The organism is Thioalkalivibrio sp. ALE30 (assembly GCF_000377465.1).
GTDB lineage: Bacteria > Pseudomonadota > Gammaproteobacteria > Ectothiorhodospirales > Ectothiorhodospiraceae > Thioalkalivibrio.
In genome coordinates this window covers 67,009-88,328 of sequence record NZ_KB898169.1, presented here as the reverse complement: position 1 = coordinate 88,328, position 21,320 = coordinate 67,009, and the positions used below count along the sequence as shown (strand labels likewise).

Sequence of the window (21,320 nt, the reverse complement as noted above, 5' to 3'; positions counted from 1 at the left end):
GTCCGAGCCCGCAATGACCGACACCCCTGCCGACGACACGATCCTGCCCTACGACCCGGCGGCCACCACCCGCGTGTATCTCGCGACCGCCGCCGGCGGGCTGGCCCCGCTGGTCACGCGCGAGCTGGAGGGCTTCGGCGCGACGGATCTGCGCGAGGACCGCGCCGGCATCCACTTCCGGGCGGACCTTGCCACGCTGTACCGCTGCCTGCTCGGCAGCCGGGTGGCCAGCCGCATCCTGCTGCCCCTGGCGCGCTTCGACGAACCGGACGGCGATGCCTGCCATGCCGCCAGCCGGGCCCTGGACTGGCCCGCCCTGTTCGGTCTCGAGGCCACCTTCGCGGTGGACGTGACGGGCAAGAGCTCGCACATCCGGCATACCCATTTCGCCGGGGTGCGGGTGAAGGACGGCATCGCCGACGCCTTTCGCGCCGCCACCGGCGAACGCCCCGACGTGGACGCGGCCGACCCGGACGTACGCGTACTGCTGCAACTGCAGGGTCGGCAGGCGCAGCTGAGCCTGGACATCGGTAACGGGGGCCTGCACCGGCGCGGCTATCGCGGCGCGGGCGGCCAGGCCCCGCTGCGCGAGAACCTGGCCGCCGCGCTGCTGATGCGCGCCGGCTGGCCGGAGCACCTGGAGGCCCATCCGGACGCGCCGTTCCTCGACCCGTTCTGCGGCAGCGGGACGCTGGTGATCGAAGCGGCGCTGATGGCGACCCGTACCGCACCGGGGCTGTTGCGCGAGGGGTTCCGGGCCCAGGGCTGGTCCGGCCATGATGCGGAGCTCTGGGACCGCTGCCTGGCCGAGGCCCGCGATACCGTGCGCCCCTGGCAGGGCCCGCCCCTGCTGGGCAGCGACCGCGACCGGGGCGCGGTGGCCGCCTCCCGCAAGGCGGCGCGGGCCGCGGGTGTGGACGACTGCACGCGCTTCGATCAGGCCGATGCCCTGACCCTGGAACCCCCGGCCGATCACGGCGTGCTGGTCAGCAACCCGCCTTACGGCGAACGCATCGGCAACACACCGGAGCTGATCAAGCTCTACAGCCTGCTGGGCGAGCGCCTACGCAGCGCGTTTGGCGGCTGGCATGTCGCCCTGCTGGTCGCGGACACCACCGACTCGCAGCGCCTGGGCCTGCGCGCCAGCCACAAGCACCGCTTCTACAACGGCACCCTCGCCTGCCACCTGCTCCAGTTCGAGATCCATCGGCGCGAGGAACCGCCGGCTGACCCGGCGCCGGACTTCGCCAACCGGCTGCAGAAGAACCTGCGTCACCTGACCCGCTGGGCGCGGCGCCAGGGCATCACCTGCTACCGCATCTACGATTCCGACCTGGCCGAATATCCCCTGCAGATTGACCGCTACGAGGCGGAAGACGGGACGCTGCATCTGCATGTGCAGGAGTTCGCCGCCCCCGCCAGCGTCGAGCCCGCCCGCGCCGAGGCCCGCCTGCGCGGCGCACTGGCCGCCACCCTGGAGGTCACCGGCGTCGAACCCGCGCACCTGCACTACAAGCAGCGCCGGGCACAGAAGGGGCGTTCACAGTACCAGCGCGCCGAAACCGCCGAAGCTGCGCCGTTCACGGTCATGGAACACGGCTGCCGCCTGCGGGTGGACCTGGATGCCTATCTGGATTCCGGGCTGTTCCTCGACCACCGCCCGATGCGGCGCCGGCTGCAAGAGGAATGCCGCGGCCTGCGCCTGCTGAACCTGTTCTGCTACACCGCCGCGGTCAGCGTGCACGCGGCGATCGGCGGGGCACGCCAGACCGTGTCCGTGGACCTGTCCAACACCTACCTGGAATGGGCCGAGGCGAACTTCCGCGCCAACGGCCTGGAGGCCGAGATCCGCGATGGCCGCAGCCGCCGCCAACCTGGCACCCACGCCCTGCTGCGCGAGGACGTGGTCCGCTGGCTGGAGGGGACCGCGGACACCCCGGGCATGGTCTTCGAGCGGATCTTCCTCGACCCGCCGACTTTCTCCAATTCCAAGCGCACCGAGGAAGACTTCGAGGTGCAGCGCGACCACGTCCAACTGATCCTGGCGGCGGCGCGCCTGCTTACCCCGGACGGCATCCTGTACTTTTCCACCAATCGTCGCCGCTTCGAGCTGGACCACGCCGCGCTGACCGGCCTCCAGGCCCGCGACATCACCCGCGAGACCCTCGACGAGGACTTCCGCCGCCCGCCGCCACCCCACCGCTGCTGGGCCATCACACCCGCCAACGACGGATAGCCGGATCGCCGGGACGCTTCCGCCGACCCGCGCGATGCCCCGCCAACAGGCAAGCGCCCAAAAAAACGCCCCGGACCAGCCGGGGCGTTTCGTCATCACCGTGTCGGAATCAACGCGGTGGGTAGTAGGTCTCCAGGTAGTCCAGGATCTCTTCCTCCACTTCGGGAGAAAACTCCCAGAGCCCCTGGGTGTCCTGCATCCAGCGGATCTGTTCCAGCCAGATCTTGCGGGTGTACCCGCGGCTCGTGAACAACCGGGCCGAGTGGCAGACCGTGCAATTATTCTTGACGGTATCGAACCCCGGGGCCTTGAGCAGGCCGGTTTCCGGATCGGTCTCGTACTCCTCGGCGGCCTCGACGTGGTCGCCCGCGATCGCGGGCGCCACCCAGAGGAGGCCGAGGATGGCCGGCAACAACAGGACCATCTTCGACTTCATTCGTGCTCCTTACGCTTTGACTCGGACATCGATGTGGTGGGCCTTGTTGTTGCCGTAACCGCGCGGGTTCCAGCCCGGCAGCACCATTGGCTGGCGGTCACCCTTGCTGTTGGTGGCCACGGCCCACACCTGGTAGAAGCCCTGTTCGGGGAACTCGATCTCGGCCTCCCAGGTCTGCCAGGCAAACTTGTTGACCGGCCGCTTCAGGTCGGCCTTCTGCCAGGTTACCCCGTAGTCGGTCGACACGTGGAGCTCCTCGACGTCGCCGTAGCCATCCCAGGCCTTGCCTGCGACCTTCAGCGTGCTGCCAGCCGTGGTCTCGACGCCGGTCTGCGGATACGTGATCAGCGACTTCACCGGCATTTCCTCGAGGACGACCATGTCCTCATTCGGCACGTCGGCGCCCGGTTCCACCGGATGACGCGGCATGCGGTAGCTGTGGCCGGTCATGCCCTGACCGTCATGCTCGCGGTCGCGCACCAGGATCTCGGTCAGCCACTTGCCACTGGCGGAACCCGGGAAGCCGGGCGTAATCAGGCGCAGCGGGTAGCCGTGCTGTTCCGGGATGTCCTCGCCATTCATCGCCCAGGCAATGATGGTCTCGTCCTCCAGGGCCTTGCGCATCGGGCAGCCACGGGAGAGCGCGTCCAGGTCGTCGCGACCGCTGAGGTGGGCATCGCCCGCCTTGTAGCCAATGTACACGGCCTTGTCCGCGTCGTAGCCGACGTCTTCCAGCACGTCGCGCAGGCGCACACCGGTCCAGGTCGGGCAGCCGACCGCGCCCAGATCCCACTGGTTGCCACGCGGGGACGGCTCGAATGCGGCACGGCCGTTGCCGCCACACTCGATCCAGATCTGCAGGGTATGGTGCTCGAACTTCTCCTTGAGATCGGCGATCGTATAGGACTTCTCCTGATTTGCCGCCTCACCGTGCACGGTGAGGGTCCAGGCCGCGGCATCGATGCCGGCCTTTTCCGGCGGGACGCCGTTGTTACGGATGAACATGTTGGGGAACGGGGTGACCTCGTCGTGCAGCAGGTGCGGCGGCAGCTCGCCGTTGATCGGGCGATCATTCAGCCAGATGAACCCGTCCACCTTGCCTTCCACGTGGAAGCCCTCGATGCCGGCGGCGACGGCGCTCGACAGGGTGCTGCGGTTGAACATGGTCTGCATGGCGGTCTCCGCCCCCATGCCGAACACGGCCAGGGCGGCGCCGCCCTTGCCCAGTTTGCCCAGGAAGCTACGACGGGCCGCGCCCGTCTCGGTCAGCTCCCCGGTTTCCTTGATCGCTTCTTCGGATTTGTTTTGCAGCTCGGTATGATCGTTCTTGTGGTCTGTCATTTGCCAGCCTCCGGCTTGTACTTCGGATCGAAATCGCATGTGCTGCCCCTCTCTCCCTGAGACAGCCGAGTGAATTTTTAGTACATGTTCTAAAAACCTGCAATAAAATATCGGGATTTTTTACGGATTCCAGAATGCCTCCTCTAACACCTGTATTCGGGGCCCGGAATACGGTATAGAATGCCGACCACAAAGAAACCGCAAGTCACTGACAATAAAGACTTATCACAAATTTTTAATATTAGCGGAATCTACATAATGAAGAACCGAATTCATCAGTTCGTATATACCCCTATTGTTATGTTTTCGGCTGCGCTGGTTGCGGCCCTGATGGTCACGGGAACCGCCAGTGCGGAATACGAGCCTTCCATCGAAATCCACGAGGTGGAACGCGGGGAGGGTCCAGAGATCGTTCGCCACGACACGGCGATCCTGCATTACACCGGCACCCTCGAAGACGACGGCAGCGTGTTCGACTCCAGTCGCGAGACCGATAGACCGTTCGCGCTGACCCTCGGCCGGGGCCAGGTCATCCCCGGCTTCGAACAGGGGGTGATGGGCATGCGCGAGGGTGGCAAGCGCGAGATCGTGATCCCGCCGGAGCTTGGCTACGGCGAACGCGGCGCGGGCAACATCATCCCGTCCAACGCCACGCTGCGCTTCGAGGTCGAGGTGCTGGAGGTCGAGCGGGCGCCCTTCAGTGGCCTGGACAACGAGGGACTGGCGGAGAAGATCGAGGAAGGCGCGACAATCGTCGACATCCGCCGGCCGGACGAGTGGGCGGAGACCGGCGTGATCGAGGGCAGCCATCGCATTACCGCTTTCGACGAGAACGGCGACCTGCATCCGGAGTTCGGGCAACGCTTCACCGACCTGGTGGACCCGGACGAAGAGGTCGTGCTGATCTGCCGCGTGGGCAACCGGACGAGCGCCCTCGCCCGCGCGCTGGCGGACGGTCTCGGCTACGACAACCTCTACAACGTGACCGACGGCATCATGGAGTGGTTGGCCGAGAACCGTCTGGTGCAGCACGACTGCCCCGAGGCGGCCGAAACGGCCCAGTGCTAACTATGGGCTGAGCCGGACCGGGAGTCCGGTTCCGGCTCGGCGTCTGCGACGTCGAAATCCAGCCGCTGGTTCGTGCCCGGGCCAGCGTCTTCTTCCGCTTCCGGCGGGGCCAGGCTCAGCCCCGCGTCCGACGCCACGTCGGCCAGATCGCGGATCTGGTCCAGCGGCGGCAGCTCCTCCAGGCGCTTGAGCCCCAGGTCGTCCAGAAAGCCGCGCGTGGTCGCATACAGCGCCGGGCGTCCGGGGACCTCCTTGTGACCCACCACGCGCACCCATTCGCGCTCCTGCAGCGTGCGCATAATGCCCGAGCTGACCGCCACCCCGCGCACGGCCTCGATCTCCGCGCGCGTGACCGGCTGGCGGTAGGCGATAATCGCCAGCGTCTCCAGCAGCGCCCGCGACAGGCGCGCCGGGCGTTCGGGCTGGGCCGCCTGTACGGTGGCAGAGAAACGCGAGCGCACGCGGAAGCGATAGCCCCCGGCGGAGCGCACCAGTTCAATGGCGCGGTCCCGGTAGCGCTCCTCAAGACGGCCCAGCGCCTGTTCGAGTAACGCCTGATCGATCTCGCCGAGGTCCTCGCAGGCCGCCTTCAGGTCGCGGGGGGCGACGGGCTCGGCGGCCGCGAACAGGACCGCCTCCACCGCCAGCTCGACGGCCCGCAGCTGATCGTCATCTGCGGCCGCCACGGGTGCGTGGATCGTTGAATCCATCGTGTCGCTCACGCCGGCTCTCCCCCCTCATCGTCTACGGCCGCCCCGCGCCGGCGCAGCCGGATCGGGCTGTAGGGCTCGCTCTGGCCCCATTCGACCAGGCCCGCCTTGGTCAGCTCCAGCACCGCCAGAAACGATACCACCACGCCCTGGCGCCCCTCGGCAGCCAGCAGCAGGGCCACGAAATCGGTGAAGCGCTCGGGGTGCAGGCTGTCGAGGATGCTGGACATGCGCTCGCGCACCGACAACTGCTCGGTGGAGACATGGTGATGCGCCATCAGACTGGCGCGGTGCATCACCGCGGCCAGGGCCTCCATCAGCTCGTCCATGCTCGGGGCCGGGGGCGGCGGGCCCTCCAGTGCCTCGACGCTGGCGCCCGCGGCGAACACGTCACGGTCCATGCGCGGCAGTGCATCCAGGCGCTCGGCCGCGGTCTTGAACTGTTCGTACTCCTGCAACTGACGGATCAGGGCCATGCGCGGGTCGGCGTCCTCGTCCGCCTCGGCCTCCGTCGGCCGCGGCAGCAGCATGCGCGACTTGATCTCGGCCAGCAGCGCGGCCATCACCAGGTATTCGCCGGCCAGCTCCAGGCGCAGCGCCCGCATCACCTCGATGTAGGCCATGTACTGGCGGGTGATCTCGGCGATGGGGATCGCCAGGATGTCGAGGTTCTGCCGCCGGATCAGATACAGCAGCAGATCCAGCGGCCCCTCGAAGGAGTCAAGAAAGACCTCCAGGGCATCGGGCGGGATGTAGAGATCGGCCGGCAGCTCGGCCACCGGCTCGCCATGCACGCGATAAAGCACCTCGCCGTCCGCGCCGGTCTCGACCGTCGCGGGGCGCTCGAGGCCGTCGTTCGCGTCAGCGTGCGGATCCATGCCCCGGGCTCATCGCAGGTAGTCCAGCCCCATGGCCCGGCGCACCTCTTCCAGGGTCTCGCGGGCCTCCTCGCGGGCCGCCTCGGAGCCCTCGACGATGATGGACCGGACCAGCGCCGGGTCCTCGGCGTATTCCTTCGCGCGCTGCTGGATCGGCTCCAGCTCCGCCTGCACCGCCTCGATCAGGGGCCGCTTGCAGTCCAGACAGCCGATGCCGGCCGTGGTGCATCCGGCGTAGAGTTCCTCGCGCTGGCTTTCGCTGGTGTAGACCTTATGCAGGTCCCACACCGGGCACTTGGCCGGATCGCCGGGGTCCGTGCGCCGCACCCGCGCAGGGTCGGTGGGCATGGTGCGAATCAGGCTCTCCACCTCGGCCGGCTCGGTGCGCAGGCTGATGGTATTGCCGTAGCTCTTGGACATCTTGCGCCCGTCCAGCCCCGGCATCTTCGAGGCCGGAGTCAGGCGCGCCTGCGGCTCCGGCAGGATGATCTTGCCGCCCCCCTCGAGGTAGCCGAACAGGCGCTCGCGGTCGCCCAGCGAGATGTTCTGCTGCGACTCGAGCATCGCCCGCGCCACCTCCAGGGCCTCGTCCTCGCCCTGCTCCTGGTAGCGCTTGCGCAGGTCGCGGTAACGCTTGGCGGCCTTCTTGCCCATCTTGTCGGCAGCGGCCTCCGCCTTCTCGGCGAAGCCCGGCTCGCGGCCGTAGAGGTGGTTGAAGCGGCGCGCGATCTCGCGCGTGACTTCCAGGTGCGATACCTGGTCCTCGCCCACCGGGACCATACCGGCGCGATAGGCCAGCACGTCTGCGCTTTGCAGCACCGGATAGCCGAGGAAGCCGTAGGTCGCCAGATCCTTCTCGCGCAGCTGCTCCTGCTGGTCTTTCCAGGTCGGTACCCGCTCCAGCCAGCCCAGCGGCGTGATCATCGACAGCAGCAGATGCAACTCGGCATGCTCGGGCACGCGCGACTGCACGAACAGTGTCGCGGACCCGGGGCTGACCCCTGCCGCCAGCCAGTCGATGACCATCTCGGTCACATGCTGCTGCAGGTCACCGGGGTCCTCGTAGTGGGTGGTCAGCGCATGCCAGTCGGCGACGAAGAAGAAGCACTCGTAGTTGTGCTGCAACTCGATCCAGTTCTTCAGCACACCGTGATAATGGCCCAGATGCAGGCGCCCGGTGGGGCGCATGCCGGAGAGCACACGCTGGTTGCTACCCTGATTGCTGCTCACGGAATCAATCCCTTCCTGTCAGGAAACGGGCGCATCCACGCCCGGTCAGTCGTCTCAGAACATGCCGCCGGAAAAGGCGAACAGCATCGCCAGCAGCATGGCCGTGCGATCCACGTCGTTGATATGCACCCGGCCGTCCGCCATGGCCAGCGTGCTGTGCCAGTACCCGGCCTCGGCATCGCGGCGGAGCCAGCCGTCAGCCGCCAGGGCGTGCAGCTGTGCATCCAGGTCGATATCGGGATAGGCGGCGTCGAATTCGGCCACCCATTCCAGCCCGAGACGCAGTTCGCTGTCCAGCCGCAGCGTCTCCAGCGGACGGGTAGCGAAGGTCTGTTGCGTGCCGTACAGCCCCAGTTCGGTGTCCAGCGCGACCTGACGCGCCGGCTCCTCGTTCAGGGAGGCCTTGAGCTCGACCACCGGGCGGTGCTCGATCATCCCGCCGACGGCGTCGATCATCGCCGCGCCGATCAGGGCAGTGCGCTGCTCGCCCTCGATGCCACGCGCCTCGATCGATTCCAGTTCGCCGAGCAACTGCAGCAGGCTGGGACGGTCCCAGCGCAGGATGCCCGCCTGCAGGTCCAGGGCGCTCAGCGTCAGCGCATCCCCGGCGCCGTCGTCCATGCGCGCCTGCTCGACCTGCAGGCGCAGGCGCGAGTCCATGCGGTCGTTGCTGGTCTGCTGGAAGGCATCCAGACGCGGGCGCTCGATCCGCAGCCGACTCGCCTCGCCCTCGCGCAGCTCCACCACGGACGCCGCCAGGCCGCCCTCGTAGTCCGGCAGGCGCCCGAAGACCTCGTCGGCGTCGGCCTCGAACACCGTGGCATAGCGGGCGTCCTGCGCCTCCCAGACGAAGGTGTCGTCCGACAGCCTCAGCTCCGGCAGATCCAGGCTCACCAGGATCTGCTCGGCCGACCAGGCGAACCGACCCTGGCCGGCCGCCAGATCCAGCCACAGCGGGCCACCCACCGTGGCGGCATGCTCGGCCACCTCGGGCACGCTCATCAGGTCCATGCGCAGGTCGTCGAACGCAACGCGGGTCGTCACGCCACCGCCGATCCCCGAGCGCGAATGCACCTGCAGATCCAGCGAGCGCAGCAGATGGCCGAGCAGGGAATCGTCCGGCGCTGCCAGGGTATCGAGATCCACGAACGAATCGCCGCGCGCCCCGAGCAGACCGTGACGGATATCGTGCACCAGCGGGATCTCGAAGCGCCCGTCGGGGTCTTCCAGGATCAGCTGGCTGCGGCCGCTGGCGCCCAGGTAGCCGCGTTCGTATTCAAGCATCTCGTGGCGCAACTGCACCTCGCCCAGCTGGGCCTCGTGCGTTCCGGCAACGGTACCCTCCACCTGCTTGCCGACCACGACCGGCCACACAGCGGCCACCGCCAGCACGACCACGGCCAGAACCACCCACTTACGCATTGCGCCTCCCTGCGGCCGTGCCGCGCCGTAGCCTCGGTATGCGGCCGGGGCTATTCATCCAGAAATCCCACATCGCCCATCCCGTGACGGATCACCTCGGGCACATCGCCGGTCAGGTCCAGCACACTGGTCGCCTCCAGGGTCCCGGCCCCGCCATCGACCACCAGGTCCACCACCTTGCCCAGCCGATCCTCGATCTCCCAGGGTTCGCTCAGCGGGTTCTCGTCCCCGGGGAGCTGCAGGGTCGCCGACATCAGCGGTGATCCGAGCTCCGCCAGCAACGCCGACAGGATCGGACTAGCCGGCACACGCAGCCCGATGGTGCGCCGCTTGGGGTGTTGCAGGCGCCGCGGCACCTCGCGGGTGGCAGGCAGGATAAAGGTGTAGGGCCCCGGCGTAAGTGCCTTCATCAGGCGAAACGCGGTGTTGTCCACCTTCGCGTACACGCCCAGCTCGGAGAGATCGCGACACAGCAGGGTCAGATGATGGGTCTCGTCCACCTGGCGGATACGGCGGATCCGGTCTGCCCCGGTCTTGTCCCCCGGCAGGCAGGCCAGGGCATAGCAGGCATCCGTCGGCAGGGCGATCACGGCCCCGTCCTGGAGCCGGTCCAGGACCTGCCGGATCAGCCGGGGCTGGGGGTCTTCGGGGTGGATCGAGATCATGGATCGATTCGACGCGGGGATCGGCTGCGCAGTGTAGCGCATCCGCCGCCACACCCATAAGAACGCGCACGGGCCGGCCACCCGCGGCCCGCCCGCGCGGAAAGGGGAAAACTGCGAACCCGGAGCGCGAGGCGCGGCCAGTGATCGGTTACGATGCACCCAAAATCAAGGAGAACACCCCATGCTGTACATGATCCAGGGCCAGGACGCCCCCGACTCGCTGGATGCCCGTCTCGCCGCGCGGCCCGAACACGTAGCCCGACTGCAGGCCCTGCGCGACGACGGCCGGCTGGTCCTGGCCGGCCCGTTTCCCGCCATCGACAGCAACGACCCCGGCCCGGCCGGCTTCACCGGCAGCCTGATCGTCGCGGAATTCCCGTCCCTGGAAGCCGCCCGCGCATGGGCCGACGCCGACCCCTACGTCGCGGCCGGTGTGTACACCGCGGTCGACGTACGCCCCTTCAAGCAGGTGTTCTGATGCGACTTCGTCCCCTTGCCACCACGCTCGCCACCCTGGGCTTCGCCGGTGTGCTGGTCGCCTGCGACGCACAGGAGGCGCCCGCACCGGATGCCGAAACGGACGCGATCGCCACCGATACCGACGACGTCGACACCGTCGCCCTCGTCAACGGCGAGCCCATCACCCGGGCCGACCTGTTTACCTACTCCGGCATGGACGAGGACCCGGGCCTGGCCGAGGGTGATGGCACGCTGGAAGAGCTGATCAGCCTGGAGCTGTTGCGCCAGGAGGCGGTCAACCGCGGCCTGGATACCGATGCCGAGACCCGGCGGATCCTGCGCATGGTGGAGACCAACCTGCTGGCCTCGCTTTTGATGGAACGCATCACCGCGGAGCTGGAGATCACCCGCGAGGACCTCGAGGCGGAGTACGAACGCCAGGTTGAGCAGATGCGCGGCACCGAGTACCGCGCCCGCCACATTCTGGTCGAAGAGGAACAGCAGGCCCGCGAACTCCTCGCGCAGCTGGACGACGGCGCGGACTTCGGCGAACTGGCCGAGGCCCATTCCATCGACCCCGGCTCGGCCGCCCGCGGCGGCGAACTGGGCTGGTTTTCCCCGGAGCAGATGGTCCCCGCGTTCAGCGACGCCACCGTGGCGCTGGAGCCGGGTGAAACCACCGCCGAGCCGGTCGAAAGCCGCTTTGGCTGGCACCTCATCCGTCTGGAGGAGACCCGCGACACGCCAGTCCCCGAATTCGAGGATGTGCGCGCCGAACTAGTCGAGATCCTCGAAAGCCGCGCCATCCAGGAATTCCTGGAGACGCTGCGCGCGGATGCCGACATCCAGATCCCGAACCGGCCCGCCAATCAGTAGTCGGGCAAGCCCCGGGCCTCAGTGCCCGTGGTGTCCGCCTTCGGCACCCATGCCAGGGGCGTCACCCTCCATCATGTGGCCACCCGAATGGCCGCCACTGGCACCCTCGCCACGCTGTACGCGGGCATGGATCTCCATGGTCTCGCCATCCGCGAACTCCAGGGTCACCGGGATCCAGTCGCCGGCCGTCAGCGGCTCGTGCAGCCCGATGAACATCAGGTGCAGGCCACCGGGCTCCAGCACCAGGGTCTCGCCCGCCGGGAGGTCCAGCCCCTCGACCTGGCGCATGCGCATCACCCCGTCCACGTGGGCATGCTCGTGCAGTTCCACCACCTCGGAGATCGGCGCCTGCGCGGCGACGATCCGGAGGTCCTGTTCGCCATGGTTGCGCAGGACGAAGTAGCCGCCGGTCATGTCACCCGGCATCAGCCGAATCCAGGGCGTCCCCTCCATCTCGAGGCCCGCCCGGCACTCGCAGACCTCGGGCGCGTCGGCCAGCGCCGGTGCGACCGCGCCGCCCGCCAGAAGGGTGGTCGTCAGCAACACTGCCGGAAACAGCCTGGATCCTTTCATGACCTTTCACCTCATTTAAGCAAAACGTAATATTGACACACAAGGGAAACACTGATGAATGTGCACGCTCGCGTTGGCACCCCAGGTTTTCCGAGACCAGGCGCGTCGTGCAGCGGGTAGTGGTTCTACCTGCTAGCGGCGCAACGCAGGATCGGGGAACCTGGGGCGCCAACCCCGGAGGGGCTCGGCCTCTTTTGCGTGGGAACGGCGTTGCGGCTCCCTTGTGCAGAATGACTGCACGGCAGTCACCGCGCCTTGTTCGCACGCAAAAGCGACTCGAGCGCGAGCGTGTACATTCATCAGTGTTTCCCTGGGGACCGACCGCAACCGCGGGGGTTCCCCCACAAACCGCGGTGGTACGATAACGCCCGCGAAGGGAACCTCCGGCCCGCAGGTGCCTCCAAGCGACGGGCCGCACCCGCCCCACCGAACTGCCAAGCCACAAACGAGACGTCCATGCCGCGCGCCCTCCGCCGAGCCCTTCTTCCCGTCCTGATCCTCGCCGTCGCCGTGGTGGGCTTCATGGTCCTGCGCGCGACCGGGCCCGAGGCGCCGCCGCCGGAGGCCAGCGAGCGCACCTGGCCGGTACAGGGCGTGACCGCCGAGCCCGGGACGCACCGGCCGGGGGTGATCCTCAACGGGCGCAGCCGCTCCGCCCGCGATGCCCAGCTGCGCGCCGCGGTGGAGGGCGAGATCGAAGCCGTGCCGGCGCGCGCCGGCCAGCGCGTGGCCGCCGGCGACACGCTGGTGCAGATCGACCCGCGCGAGGCCCGGCTGCTGCTGGACCAGCGCGAGGCCGAGCGCCGCGAGCTGGAGGGCGCGGTCGAAAGCGAGGAACTGCGTGCCCGCTTCGACCGCGAGGCCCTGCAGCGCGAGCGCGAACTCCTGGCGATCGCCGAACGCGGCCTGGAGCGCGCCCGCGACCTGCGCGAGCGCAACCTTGGCTCGGAATCGGATCTCGATGCCGCCCGCGAGCGGCTGCAGCAGGCCAGCATCACCGTGGACAACCGCGAGCAGGCCGTGGCCGACGCCCCGATGCGCAGGGCCCAGGCCGAGGCCCGCCTGGCACGTGCCCGCGCCGCCGAGTCCCAGGCCGAGATCGACCTGGAACGCACGACCATTCGCGCGCCCTTCGACGCACGTATCGTGGAGGTCGACGTCGCCGCGGGCGAGCGCGCCCGACCAGGAGACCCGTTGCTGCGCCTGTTCGCGGTGGATGACCTGGAGATCCGCGCCAGCCTCCCGGAACACCTGATCGCCCGGGTCGAACGCCTGCTGCAGGGGGACACACCCCTGCCCGCCCTTGCCCAGGTCGCCGGCCACACGGTCGAGACCGAACTGGTGCGCCTGGAGGGCGAGACCCGCACTGGCGATGCCGGGATGCGCGGGGTGTTCGAGGTGCGCTCCGGGGGCGAACAACTCCCGCTGAACCGTTTTGTCGAACTGCGCCTGCAACTGCCGGAGGAACCCGACAGCCTCGCGGTGCCATTCGAGTCCCTGTTCGGGCGTGACCGCGTGTTCCGAGTGGTCGACGGGCGCCTGGAGTCGCTGCAGGTCGAGCGCCTGGGCGATTTCATCGATGCGGACGGCAATACCCTCGCGCTGATCCGCAGTGACGCCATCGCCGCCGGCGACACCCTGATCGCCACGCGCCTGCCGAATGCCGTCGATGGCCTGCGGGTCGAGGTGGAACAGCAGGATTCCGGTCGATGAGCGAAGCGGAACCCGGCAACTCGCCGGCATCCGGACAGCCGATGCCCGGGGGCGGCGCGCAGGACCCTGACCGGCCCCCACGCGGGCCGATCCAGCTGTTCCTGGAACACCGCCTCGCGGCCAATCTGCTGATCGCGCTGATGCTGCTGGCCGGGGCCTTTGCCCTGACCAAGCTCAACACCCAGTTCTTCCCCAACTTCGAGCTCGACTTCATCACCGTGGAGGTGCCCTGGACCGGGGCCAGCGCGGAGGATGTCGAGCGCGCCATCGTCGACCCGCTGGAGCAGGACCTGCGCACGGTGGACGGCCTGCGCAACATGACCTCCACTTCGGCATTGGGCATCGGCGTGGTGACCATGGAGTTCGAGGCCGGAACCGACATGACCCTGGCGCTGGAGCAGGTCAACGACCGCGTGAACCAGCAGCGCAACCTGCCGGAAGCGGCCGAGACCCCGGTGGTCACCCGTGTGATCCGCTACGAGCCCGTGGCACGGCTGCTGCTGACCGGCCCCGAAGACCCCCAGCAGCTACGCATCCTCGCGCGTCAGTTCGAGCGCGAGCTGCTGGATGCCGGCATCGCGCGCATCGAGTTCACCGGCCTGACCGAAGACGAGATGGCCGTCCAGGTGCCCTCGGCGACACTCTATCGCCTGGACATGACGCTGGCGGACATCGCCGAGCAGATCCGCGCGATGGCTCAGGACCTGCCGGCCGGCTCGGTGGGCCGCGACGACACCGCGCGCCAGATCCGCAGCCTGGAACAGGCCCGCGACATCGTCAGCTTCGAGCGGCTGGTCCTGCGCGGCGACGGCGAACTGGGACGCCTGACCCTGGGCGACATTGCCACCCTCGACCTGCGCCACCGCGACGGCCAGGTGCGCGCCCGCGCCAACGGCCAGCGCGCGATCGAGATGCAGCTGCTGCGCTCGGAGACCGGCGACTCACTGGAGGCCGCGCAGGTCCTGGAGGACTGGCTGGCAGAGACCCGCCCGGCCCTGCCTCCGGGTGTCGATCTGCAGGTGACCGACGCCTTCTGGGAGCTGCTCTCCGAGCGCATCACCCTGCTGCTGAAGAATGGCCTGGGCGGCCTGCTGCTGGTGCTCGGGATCCTGTTCCTCTTCCTCAACCGGCATATCGCCCTGCGCGTGGCGCTGGGCATCCCGATCGCCTTTACCGCCGCGTTCGTGGTGCTGTGGGTGGTCGGCGGCTCCATCAACATGATCTCGCTGTTCGGCTTCATCATGTCGCTGGGGATCATCGTCGACAACGCGATCGTGGTCTCCGAGCACGCCTACAGCCTGCACCAGCGCGGGCTCTCGGCCAGCCGCGCCGCGCGCGACGGCGCCCGGCGCATGGTCGGGCCGGTGATCGCCGCCTCGCTGACCACGGTGGCGGCCTTCCTGCCGCTGATGCTGATCGGCGGGATCATCGGCAACATCCTGTTCGACATCCCGCTGGTGGTGATCTGCGTGATCGTCGCCACGCTCCTGATCGCCTTCCTGATCCTGCCCGCGCACCTGAAAGGCGTGATGCACCGGCTCAAGCCGCCGCGCGCCGGCAGCCTGCGCGAGCGCTTCGACAACGGCTTCGAGACCTTCCGCAATGGCGCCTTCCGCCGCGCGGTGACCGTGTCGGTTAACCACTCGGGCACCACCCTGGCGCTGGCGGTCGGCGCGCTGATCCTCGCCATCGGTCTGGCCGCCAGCGGACGCATCGGCTTCACCTTCTTCCCGTCGCCCGAGGGCACCATCGTCAACGCCGGGGTCAACTTTGTCGCCGGCACACCGCCGGAGCGGGTCGAGGCCTTCCTGATCCACGTCGAGGAGGCCCTGGCCGAGACCGAGGAGGCCCTGGGCGGCGACCTGGTGCGCGCCTCCGTCACCCGGCTCGGCCGCGGCATCGATCCCGGAGACGGCAACGCCCCGCGCGGCGACCAGTTCGGCAACATCCAGGTGGAGCTGGTCTCTCCCGAACAGCGCGAAGTGCGTAACCGCGAGTTCATCCAGGCCTGGGAGGACCGCGTGCGCCAGGCCCCGGGCATCGAGAACTTCAGCATCGACGAACGCCAGACCGGGCCGCCCGGACGCGACCTGGAGGTGCGCCTGACCGGTGATGACCCGCACGTCCTGAAGAACGCCGCCCTGGACCTGGCGGAGATTTTCGATGACTTTGCGGGTACCTTCGCCACCAACGACGACACGCCATTCGGTCGCGAGCAACTGGTGTTCCAGGTCAAGCCGGAGGGCCGCGCCCTGGGCCTGACCACCGAATCGGTCGGCGCCCAGCTGCGCGACGCCTATGACGGCCACCTCGCCCAGCTCTACCAGGACGGGCTGGAAGAGGTGGAGGTGCGCGTGCGCCTGCCGGATGCCGAGCGCCATTCCAGCGAGAGCCTGGAGCGCCTGAATCTGCGCCTACCCAGCGGCGAGTTCGTGCCGCTGGGCAGCGTGGTGGACCTGCGCTCGCGTCAGGGCTTCGAGACCCTGCGCCATGCCGACACCCGTCTGGCGATCCAGGTCTCCACCGAGGTTGACCGCAGCGTGAACAACGCCGCGCGCATCCGTGCGGCGCTGGAAGACGGCCCGCTGGACGACCTCGCGACGCGCTACGGCATCGAATACTCGTTCGAGGGGCGCGCGGCCGACCAGGCCGAGACCTTCGCCGACATGCGCACGGGCCTGGTCCTGGCGCTGGGGCTAATGTACATCACCCTGGCCTGGGTGTTCGGGTCCTGGGGCTGGCCGTTGATCGTGATGGCGATCATCCCGTTCGGCATCCTCGGCGCCCTGCTGGGCCACTGGATCCTTAACGTGGAGCTGACCATCCTGTCGCTGTTCGGCCTGTTCGGCCTGACCGGGATCGTGGTCAACAACTCGATCATCCTGGTGAGCTTCTACCAGGGCCTGCGCGAGGCCGGCCTGGCCCTGCAGGAGGCGATCGTCGAGGCCGCCTGCCAGCGCCTGCGCGCGGTGATCCTGACCTCGGTCACCACCATCGCCGGCCTGACCCCGCTGCTGTTCGAGCGCTCGGTCCAGGCCCAGTTCCTGATCCCGATGGCCATCTCCATCGTGTTCGGCCTGGCCATCGCCACCGTGCTGGTACTGTTCGTAATCCCTGCCCTGCTGCGCCTCTACGAAGGCCGCTTCGACCGCGGCGCCACCCTTACCCACCACGCCACCGACTAACACTTGCATGTGGCCCACCGCTAAGAGGGCCAGATCAAGAGCGATTTACAGGAAGGTTCGAAGATGGGAAGGATGATTTGGGTGTGGACAGCGTGATCTGGCCAGCACCCTGACACTCCCGCACCCCTGCCACACCAGCTACGGCCAAACCCAATCCCTCTTCCTGTCTTCACATCTTCCTGTATACCGCTTTTGACCTTCACCCTCAGTGGCGGGAGCGATCGGCGAGGTGGACGGGGATGGAGGCGAGCAGCGCGGCGAGGAACAGGAACAGGCAGAACAGGATGGCATTGGCGAGCCCCAGCCAGACCTGCAGCAGCCCGATCCCGGCCAGCCCGAAGATCGCGGCGGCGCGCGCCGACAGGGCCCAGAACCCGAACCAGCGCCCGGCCTCGCGCACCGGCACCATCATCCCGACCAGCGCGCGCCCGGCCGACTGCGCCGACCCCAGGCACAGCCCGGCGACAATCCCCACGCCGAGGAACACGATCTGCGCCTCCACCGGCCGACCCAGCAGTGCGCTCAGCCACTGCGCGATGGTCGTGGTGCCGAAGATCGCCAGCACCGCCAGCGCCCATAGCGCCAGAGTCAGCCGATAGATCCGCACCGGCCCGGCACGGTCCTGCAGGAAGCCGAAACCGATCGCCCCGATGATCGCGGTGACCTGGGTGATCACGAACATCGCGATGCGCACCGGCTCGTCCCACTGGATCACCTGCGAGCCGTAGATGAAGGTGAAGGAGATGATGATGTAGATCCCGGCCATCATGAAGAAGATGGAGACATACAGCGCGCGCAGCTCACGGCGCTGCCCCAGCGTGACCAGCGCCTCGCGCACCCGCCGCCAGCCGAGCCCCAGCTGCATCCGCCGGCGCATCCGCCGACGCGTGCCGCGCTCCTTCAGGAACAGGAAGGTCGGGATCGCCGAGATCAGGAAAAACACCGCGGCAAACGGCCCCACCCAGCGAATACGCTCGAAGTTCTCGGCGCTGACCTCGCCCAGCAGGCCCAGGGCAAAGGCGGTGGCGATCAGCCCGCCGATATAGCCCATGCCCCAGCCCAGCCCCGAGATCCAGCCGAGCTTCTCCGGCGGCCCGAGGCTCGGCAGGAAGCTGGCGATGAAGGATTCGCCGATCGCATAGCCGAAGTTGGAGGCGATGATCAGCGCCATGCCGAACAGCACCAGCCCCGGCTCGACGAAATACAAAAGCCCCGTCGTCACCACCGTCAGGATCCACGAGGCCATCAGGAAGCGCTTGCGCGAGGCCGTTGCATCCATCACCGCCCCGGCGAACGGGGCCGCGATCACCACCATGGCGTAGCTGATCGCCAGCGCCAGGCTCCACAGCAGGTTGCCCAGGCGATAGTCCGGGGCATCCCCGACGATGATGCGGGTGAACAGATCGCCGAAGATCACCGTGATGATCAGCAGCGTGTAGGCCTGGTTGGCGAAGTCGAACATCGCCCAGCCGAAGATCTCGCGGCGCGGGGCGGGGGCGTCCTCGGGGTGGCGCCGAATCAGCGGCATGCAGGCATCCTGGTGGGCATGACGGCCGCCATGCTAACGCACCTCAGCGATCCCGGATCACCAGCGCGTCGCCATCGCGCTCGACCGCGAAGTGTTCGAGGAAGCTGCGCCCCAGACGCGAGCGCGGCAGGTCGCCGTCCGGCAGCACGATCGCGCTGACCCCCGCACGCCGCAGCCCCCCCACCTGGAGCTGGTCGATGCGCACCCGCTGGCCATACCGTGTGCCGCGCTCGTCACGAAAGCGCACCGAGCGCCCCTGGTCGGGATCGATCCCGGCACGCCCGGCATCCGAGGCGCGCAGCAGCGCGGAGTCGGCCTGCGGGTCGACCACCAGGGTCACCGCCGTGCCGTTCAGGCCAGCGGTCACGGCGTGATCCCCCCGCGAATCCCGGTGCACTCGAACCGCTGCAGCCTCCCCCGCCGAGGGTTCCGGGCGGGCCGGCGCGGGCCGTGGCTGTACCCGCAGCTCGCGCTGCTCGCCGCGATACTCCACCAGGGCCATCCCGGGGCCGGTGCGCAGGACCCGCACGCCACCGGGCCCCGTATCCCCGGTCGACACCACCGCTCGCTTGTCGCCCACGGACACCACGGCACGTTCGCCGAACACCGCGTGCAGCCGAAGCTCCTCCGCGGCAACCCCCAGAGGCAGCCAGAGGGCCAGGAGCCCGACGAGCCAGAACCGGCGCCCCGTCAAAGCCCAGGCCGAAACCATTGCATGCGCTGTACGATCCATGGGCCGGTTATACCGGGTTCGGCTGAACGAAGCCCGAACGTCCGCAATGGCACCACGGACACACCACGGCCCGGGCCCGCGCGCCTGCTACCATCGGGGCATTCCCCTTCGCGTGGAGCTGCCGTGTCCCGCCAACCGTCTGACGATTCCGCCCGCCCCGGCCCGACCACCCATGTCGCGCTGCGGCATGCCTTTACCGTAACCGTACTGCTGATCGGGCTGTGGCTGATGCACATGAACCTGCGGGTCCTGCCGGAGGCCGGCGTGGTGGTGCTGTGGATCGCCGTGACCCTGCTGATCGCCCATGGCGGCTTCCGCCGTCATCGGGTGCGGCGCGCGGCGTTCCTGCGCGGCTACCTGGAGCCCACCAGCCAGTGGCCCCGGCGCTTGCGCGGCGGCCCGTTGATGGCCCTGCGCCACCTGGTCATCGGTGCCCTGCTGGGCGGCCTGCTACTGATCACACTCGCGCGCATCCCGACACAGGAGGTCTGGGCCGTGCTCCTCGTCGCCGGTTTCGTGCTGGTGATCGGCGAGGCCCTGTTCGCCCGACTGCTGCGCGGGCACGCCCACCCCCGGTTCGCCCCGGAGCTGGCCCGCCGCGGGGCCCTGCGTCTGACCGGACTCCTGCTGATCATCGCCCTGCTGGCGCTGGCACTGCAGGCGCACTATCCCGACCTGACCGGTGCCACGCTGGAACAGGCGGTCTGGTTCCTGGTGCATCACGAGGCCGCGCGCAGCCACCTGCTGGAGGCCGGGCTGCAGCTCGCCGCGGCGCAGGACGGCCTGCGCCTGTGGCTGGGACAGCAGTGGTTCCCGCAGGGCGTGGAGTCCCTGCCGGCCCTGCTCGGCTGGCTGCTGGTGCTTGCGGAACAGGCCTTCCTCGCGGCCGGGTTCCTGCTGCTGGCCAACGGCCTGCTGCCGCTGCGACCGGCCACCGACACCCTGGGCGATCCGCGCAACGCGCCCGTGATCGAGTAGTCGGGTCCGGAGCCACCGACCCATGACCACGCCGGCAGCGCACACCACCTCCAGCTCAGCCCGCGCCGGCCTGTGGCTCTGCATGACCCTGCTGGCGAGTCTCGCCCTGCTCTGGCTCGCCAGTCAGCACGAGCCGCGCGACTGGGACGCGGACGGCGCGCTGACCCTGCAACTCGGCGAGCAGCGCTACCAGCTCGACCACCAGCGCCTCACCGCGCTCGAGCGCTACACGCTGGAGTGGCTGGAGGCCGGCGACACCGCCGCCCGCGAGCACTGGCAGACCCGCGTGGACGCGGAACTCGAGGCCCGCTTCGCCGCCCTCCATGACCGTGTCCCCGAGGTCGTGGACGGGTACTACTCCCTCGGCGCGGAATACACCCGGCTGTGGCGGCGCGGCGTACAGTGGCTGGGCGACGCTGACCCGGATGCCGGGGCCCGCATGCTGCGCGAACAGCTGCTACCGGACGCCCTCTGGGACGAACCCCTGGGGGAACTCGCGACCCGCGTCGAGTGGGGACTGGACGAACAGCAGCGCCAGGTCCGCGATGCCTGGCGCCTGGAACTGATCGACCGCCTGGCGGATGCCCGTATCCCCAACCCGCCACCCCGCGCCACGGCCACCTCGGCCGCCGAGATCGAACGCGGCCACGCCCTGCATACGGCCCTGGACATCGACCTGGAGCGCTTCGATCAACGCACCGGCCTGGCCGCGACGGCCGCCGCCGGCAGCGGCCTGGCCACGCCCCTGATCGCCCGCGCCGTGCAGGCCCGTCTGGCCGCCCGCACCACCCAGGCGGGGCTGGCCCGCAGCCTGGGGCGCGCCGGACGCGCCGGGGCCCTGGGCGCCGGGGTCTGCGCCTGGAGCGGACCGTTCTCGCTGGGCTGCGGCATCACGGCGGCCGGGGCCACCATCATCGGTGTCGACTGGCTACTGCTGCGACTCGACGAGGCACGCCATCGCGAGGATCTGGAACAGGCCCTGCACGAGGCCCTGGACGCACTGGAGACCGAGACCCGCCAGGCGCTGCAGCAGGCGATCGCCGAGCGCGTGGAGGCCCGCCACGCGGCCAGTCGCAGCGCGGTGGAGAACACCTTCCAGCCCTGGCAATCGAGCCGGACACGCTGACCGGAACGCCACGCATCGACACGCCCCCTGCGGGGCCTCGCAATGACAGGGAAAGTGAGCACCGTCATCGCGAGGCGCATCGCGCCGTGGCGATCTCCCGGGGCAGCCCCGGCGCCGGCCTGGGCGGACGTCGGGGGGTCGTCCGGAGATGGCCACGGCCCCT

At 68.9% G+C, this 21,320-nt stretch carries 18 protein-coding genes; 8 read left to right on the top strand and 10 right to left on the bottom strand.

Features of this window, described 5'->3' with window-relative positions:
* Positions 1-13 precede the first annotated feature (13 nt).
* Positions 14-2,236 carry a bifunctional 23S rRNA (guanine(2069)-N(7))-methyltransferase RlmK/23S rRNA (guanine(2445)-N(2))-methyltransferase RlmL gene (gene rlmKL / locus D107_RS0103450; RefSeq protein ID WP_018880782.1) on the top strand — a complete coding sequence of 741 codons (2,223 nt, stop codon included), beginning with the start codon at positions 14-16 and terminating at the stop codon, positions 2,234-2,236.
* A 109-nt stretch (positions 2,237-2,345) separates the two neighbouring features.
* Here rlmKL and D107_RS0103445 read toward each other — a convergent pair whose 3' ends face one another.
* Together D107_RS0103445 and D107_RS0103440 are read right to left on the bottom strand one after the other, a co-directional pair.
* Positions 2,346-2,672, bottom strand: a complete 327-nt coding sequence (locus tag D107_RS0103445; RefSeq protein ID WP_018879495.1) for a hypothetical protein — start codon at positions 2,670-2,672, stop codon at positions 2,346-2,348.
* 9 nt (positions 2,673-2,681) lie between these two features.
* On the bottom strand, positions 2,682-4,013 hold the full coding sequence (locus D107_RS0103440; RefSeq protein ID WP_018880781.1) for a sulfite oxidase: 1,332 nt from the start codon (positions 4,011-4,013) through the stop codon (positions 2,682-2,684).
* Positions 4,014-4,343: 330 nt separating this feature from the next.
* Here D107_RS0103440 and D107_RS0103435 point away from each other — a divergent pair, with 330 nt between their 5' ends.
* Entirely contained in the window at positions 4,344-5,081 is a 738-nt protein-coding gene (locus D107_RS0103435) for an FKBP-type peptidyl-prolyl cis-trans isomerase (protein WP_196799911.1), read from the top strand.
* Here the strand turns inward: D107_RS0103435 and scpB are convergent.
* Genes scpB through D107_RS0103410 form a run of 5 tightly spaced genes read right to left on the bottom strand, consistent with a single transcriptional unit; the run spans position 5,078 to position 9,986 of the window.
* Entirely contained in the window at positions 5,078-5,791 is a 714-nt protein-coding gene (gene scpB / locus D107_RS0103430; protein ID WP_018879492.1) for an SMC-Scp complex subunit ScpB, read from the bottom strand. The genes D107_RS0103435 and scpB overlap by 4 nt on opposite strands.
* Positions 5,792-5,799: 8 nt before the next feature.
* Complete coding sequence (locus D107_RS0103425; RefSeq protein WP_018880780.1) at positions 5,800-6,669, bottom strand: ScpA family protein; 870 nt, start codon at positions 6,667-6,669, stop codon at positions 5,800-5,802.
* Between the two features lie 9 nt (positions 6,670-6,678).
* On the bottom strand, positions 6,679-7,899 hold the full coding sequence (locus D107_RS0103420; RefSeq protein ID WP_018879490.1) for a tryptophan--tRNA ligase: 1,221 nt from the start codon (positions 7,897-7,899) through the stop codon (positions 6,679-6,681).
* 54 nt (positions 7,900-7,953) lie between these two features.
* Positions 7,954-9,321, bottom strand: a complete 1,368-nt coding sequence (locus tag D107_RS0103415) for a DUF945 family protein (protein WP_018880779.1) — start codon at positions 9,319-9,321, stop codon at positions 7,954-7,956.
* A 50-nt stretch (positions 9,322-9,371) separates the two neighbouring features.
* Positions 9,372-9,986 (bottom strand): L-threonylcarbamoyladenylate synthase, encoded by a 615-nt coding sequence (locus D107_RS0103410; RefSeq protein ID WP_018880778.1) that lies wholly within the window; start codon positions 9,984-9,986, stop codon positions 9,372-9,374.
* A 181-nt stretch (positions 9,987-10,167) separates the two neighbouring features.
* On the opposite strand from D107_RS0103410, the gene D107_RS0103405 reads away from it, so the two are divergent.
* Together D107_RS0103405 and D107_RS0103400 are read left to right on the top strand one after the other, a co-directional pair.
* Complete coding sequence (locus tag D107_RS0103405) at positions 10,168-10,464, top strand: YciI family protein (protein ID WP_018880777.1); 297 nt, start codon at positions 10,168-10,170, stop codon at positions 10,462-10,464.
* Positions 10,464-11,321 carry a peptidylprolyl isomerase gene (locus D107_RS0103400; protein WP_018880776.1) on the top strand — a complete coding sequence of 286 codons (858 nt, stop codon included), beginning with the start codon at positions 10,464-10,466 and terminating at the stop codon, positions 11,319-11,321. Before D107_RS0103405 ends, D107_RS0103400 begins: the two co-directional genes overlap by 1 nt.
* Positions 11,322-11,339: 18 nt before the next feature.
* Here D107_RS0103400 and D107_RS0103395 read toward each other — a convergent pair whose 3' ends face one another.
* Complete coding sequence (locus D107_RS0103395) at positions 11,340-11,894, bottom strand: copper chaperone PCu(A)C (protein ID WP_038028427.1); 555 nt, start codon at positions 11,892-11,894, stop codon at positions 11,340-11,342.
* A gap of 456 nt (positions 11,895-12,350) precedes the next feature.
* On the opposite strand from D107_RS0103395, the gene D107_RS0103390 reads away from it, so the two are divergent.
* Positions 12,351-13,607 carry an efflux RND transporter periplasmic adaptor subunit gene (locus D107_RS0103390; RefSeq protein ID WP_018876182.1) on the top strand — a complete coding sequence of 419 codons (1,257 nt, stop codon included), beginning with the start codon at positions 12,351-12,353 and terminating at the stop codon, positions 13,605-13,607.
* The gene (locus D107_RS0103385; RefSeq protein WP_018880775.1) at positions 13,604-16,792 is read left to right on the top strand and encodes an efflux RND transporter permease subunit; all 3,189 of its coding nucleotides are present in this window, start codon (positions 13,604-13,606) and stop codon (positions 16,790-16,792) included. Before D107_RS0103390 ends, D107_RS0103385 begins: the two co-directional genes overlap by 4 nt.
* Positions 16,793-16,997: 205 nt before the next feature.
* Here D107_RS0103385 and D107_RS0103380 read toward each other — a convergent pair whose 3' ends face one another.
* Positions 16,998-18,320: an MFS transporter gene (locus tag D107_RS0103380; RefSeq protein ID WP_018880774.1), complete on the bottom strand. Its 1,323-nt coding sequence runs from the start codon at positions 18,318-18,320 to the stop codon at positions 16,998-17,000.
* A gap of 43 nt (positions 18,321-18,363) precedes the next feature.
* The gene (locus D107_RS0103375; protein ID WP_018880773.1) at positions 18,364-19,032 is read right to left on the bottom strand and encodes a TIGR02281 family clan AA aspartic protease; all 669 of its coding nucleotides are present in this window, start codon (positions 19,030-19,032) and stop codon (positions 18,364-18,366) included.
* A 201-nt stretch (positions 19,033-19,233) separates the two neighbouring features.
* On the opposite strand from D107_RS0103375, the gene D107_RS0103370 reads away from it, so the two are divergent.
* Together D107_RS0103370 and D107_RS0103365 are read left to right on the top strand one after the other, a co-directional pair.
* A complete protein-coding gene (locus D107_RS0103370) occupies positions 19,234-20,031 on the top strand; it encodes a hypothetical protein (protein ID WP_369773760.1) in 798 nt (265 codons plus the stop codon).
* Between the two features lie 22 nt (positions 20,032-20,053).
* A complete protein-coding gene (locus D107_RS0103365; protein WP_018880771.1) occupies positions 20,054-21,157 on the top strand; it encodes a hypothetical protein in 1,104 nt (367 codons plus the stop codon).
* Positions 21,158-21,320: the final 163 nt, after the last annotated feature.

Bases quoted from the DNA above. Each gene is read 5' to 3' on its own strand.
- rlmKL (WP_018880782.1), top strand. From the start codon at position 14: ATGACCGACACCCCTGCCGACGACACGATCCTGCCCTACGACCCGGCG.
- D107_RS0103445 (WP_018879495.1), bottom strand. From the start codon at position 2,672: ATGAAGTCGAAGATGGTCCTGTTGTTGCCGGCCATCCTCGGCCTCCTC.
- D107_RS0103440 (WP_018880781.1), bottom strand. From the start codon at position 4,013: ATGACAGACCACAAGAACGATCATACCGAGCTGCAAAACAAATCCGAA.
- D107_RS0103435 (WP_196799911.1), top strand. From the start codon at position 4,344: ATGGTCACGGGAACCGCCAGTGCGGAATACGAGCCTTCCATCGAAATC.
- scpB (WP_018879492.1), bottom strand. From the start codon at position 5,791: ATGGATTCAACGATCCACGCACCCGTGGCGGCCGCAGATGACGATCAG.
- D107_RS0103425 (WP_018880780.1), bottom strand. From the start codon at position 6,669: ATGGATCCGCACGCTGACGCGAACGACGGCCTCGAGCGCCCCGCGACG.
- D107_RS0103415 (WP_018880779.1), bottom strand. From the start codon at position 9,321: ATGCGTAAGTGGGTGGTTCTGGCCGTGGTCGTGCTGGCGGTGGCCGCT.
- D107_RS0103410 (WP_018880778.1), bottom strand. From the start codon at position 9,986: ATGATCTCGATCCACCCCGAAGACCCCCAGCCCCGGCTGATCCGGCAG.
- D107_RS0103405 (WP_018880777.1), top strand. From the start codon at position 10,168: ATGCTGTACATGATCCAGGGCCAGGACGCCCCCGACTCGCTGGATGCC.
- D107_RS0103400 (WP_018880776.1), top strand. From the start codon at position 10,464: ATGCGACTTCGTCCCCTTGCCACCACGCTCGCCACCCTGGGCTTCGCC.
- D107_RS0103395 (WP_038028427.1), bottom strand. From the start codon at position 11,894: ATGAAAGGATCCAGGCTGTTTCCGGCAGTGTTGCTGACGACCACCCTT.
- D107_RS0103390 (WP_018876182.1), top strand. From the start codon at position 12,351: ATGCCGCGCGCCCTCCGCCGAGCCCTTCTTCCCGTCCTGATCCTCGCC.
- D107_RS0103385 (WP_018880775.1), top strand. From the start codon at position 13,604: ATGAGCGAAGCGGAACCCGGCAACTCGCCGGCATCCGGACAGCCGATG.
- D107_RS0103380 (WP_018880774.1), bottom strand. From the start codon at position 18,320: ATGCCGCTGATTCGGCGCCACCCCGAGGACGCCCCCGCCCCGCGCCGC.
- D107_RS0103375 (WP_018880773.1), bottom strand. From the start codon at position 19,032: ATGGTTTCGGCCTGGGCTTTGACGGGGCGCCGGTTCTGGCTCGTCGGG.
- D107_RS0103365 (WP_018880771.1), top strand. From the start codon at position 20,054: ATGACCACGCCGGCAGCGCACACCACCTCCAGCTCAGCCCGCGCCGGC.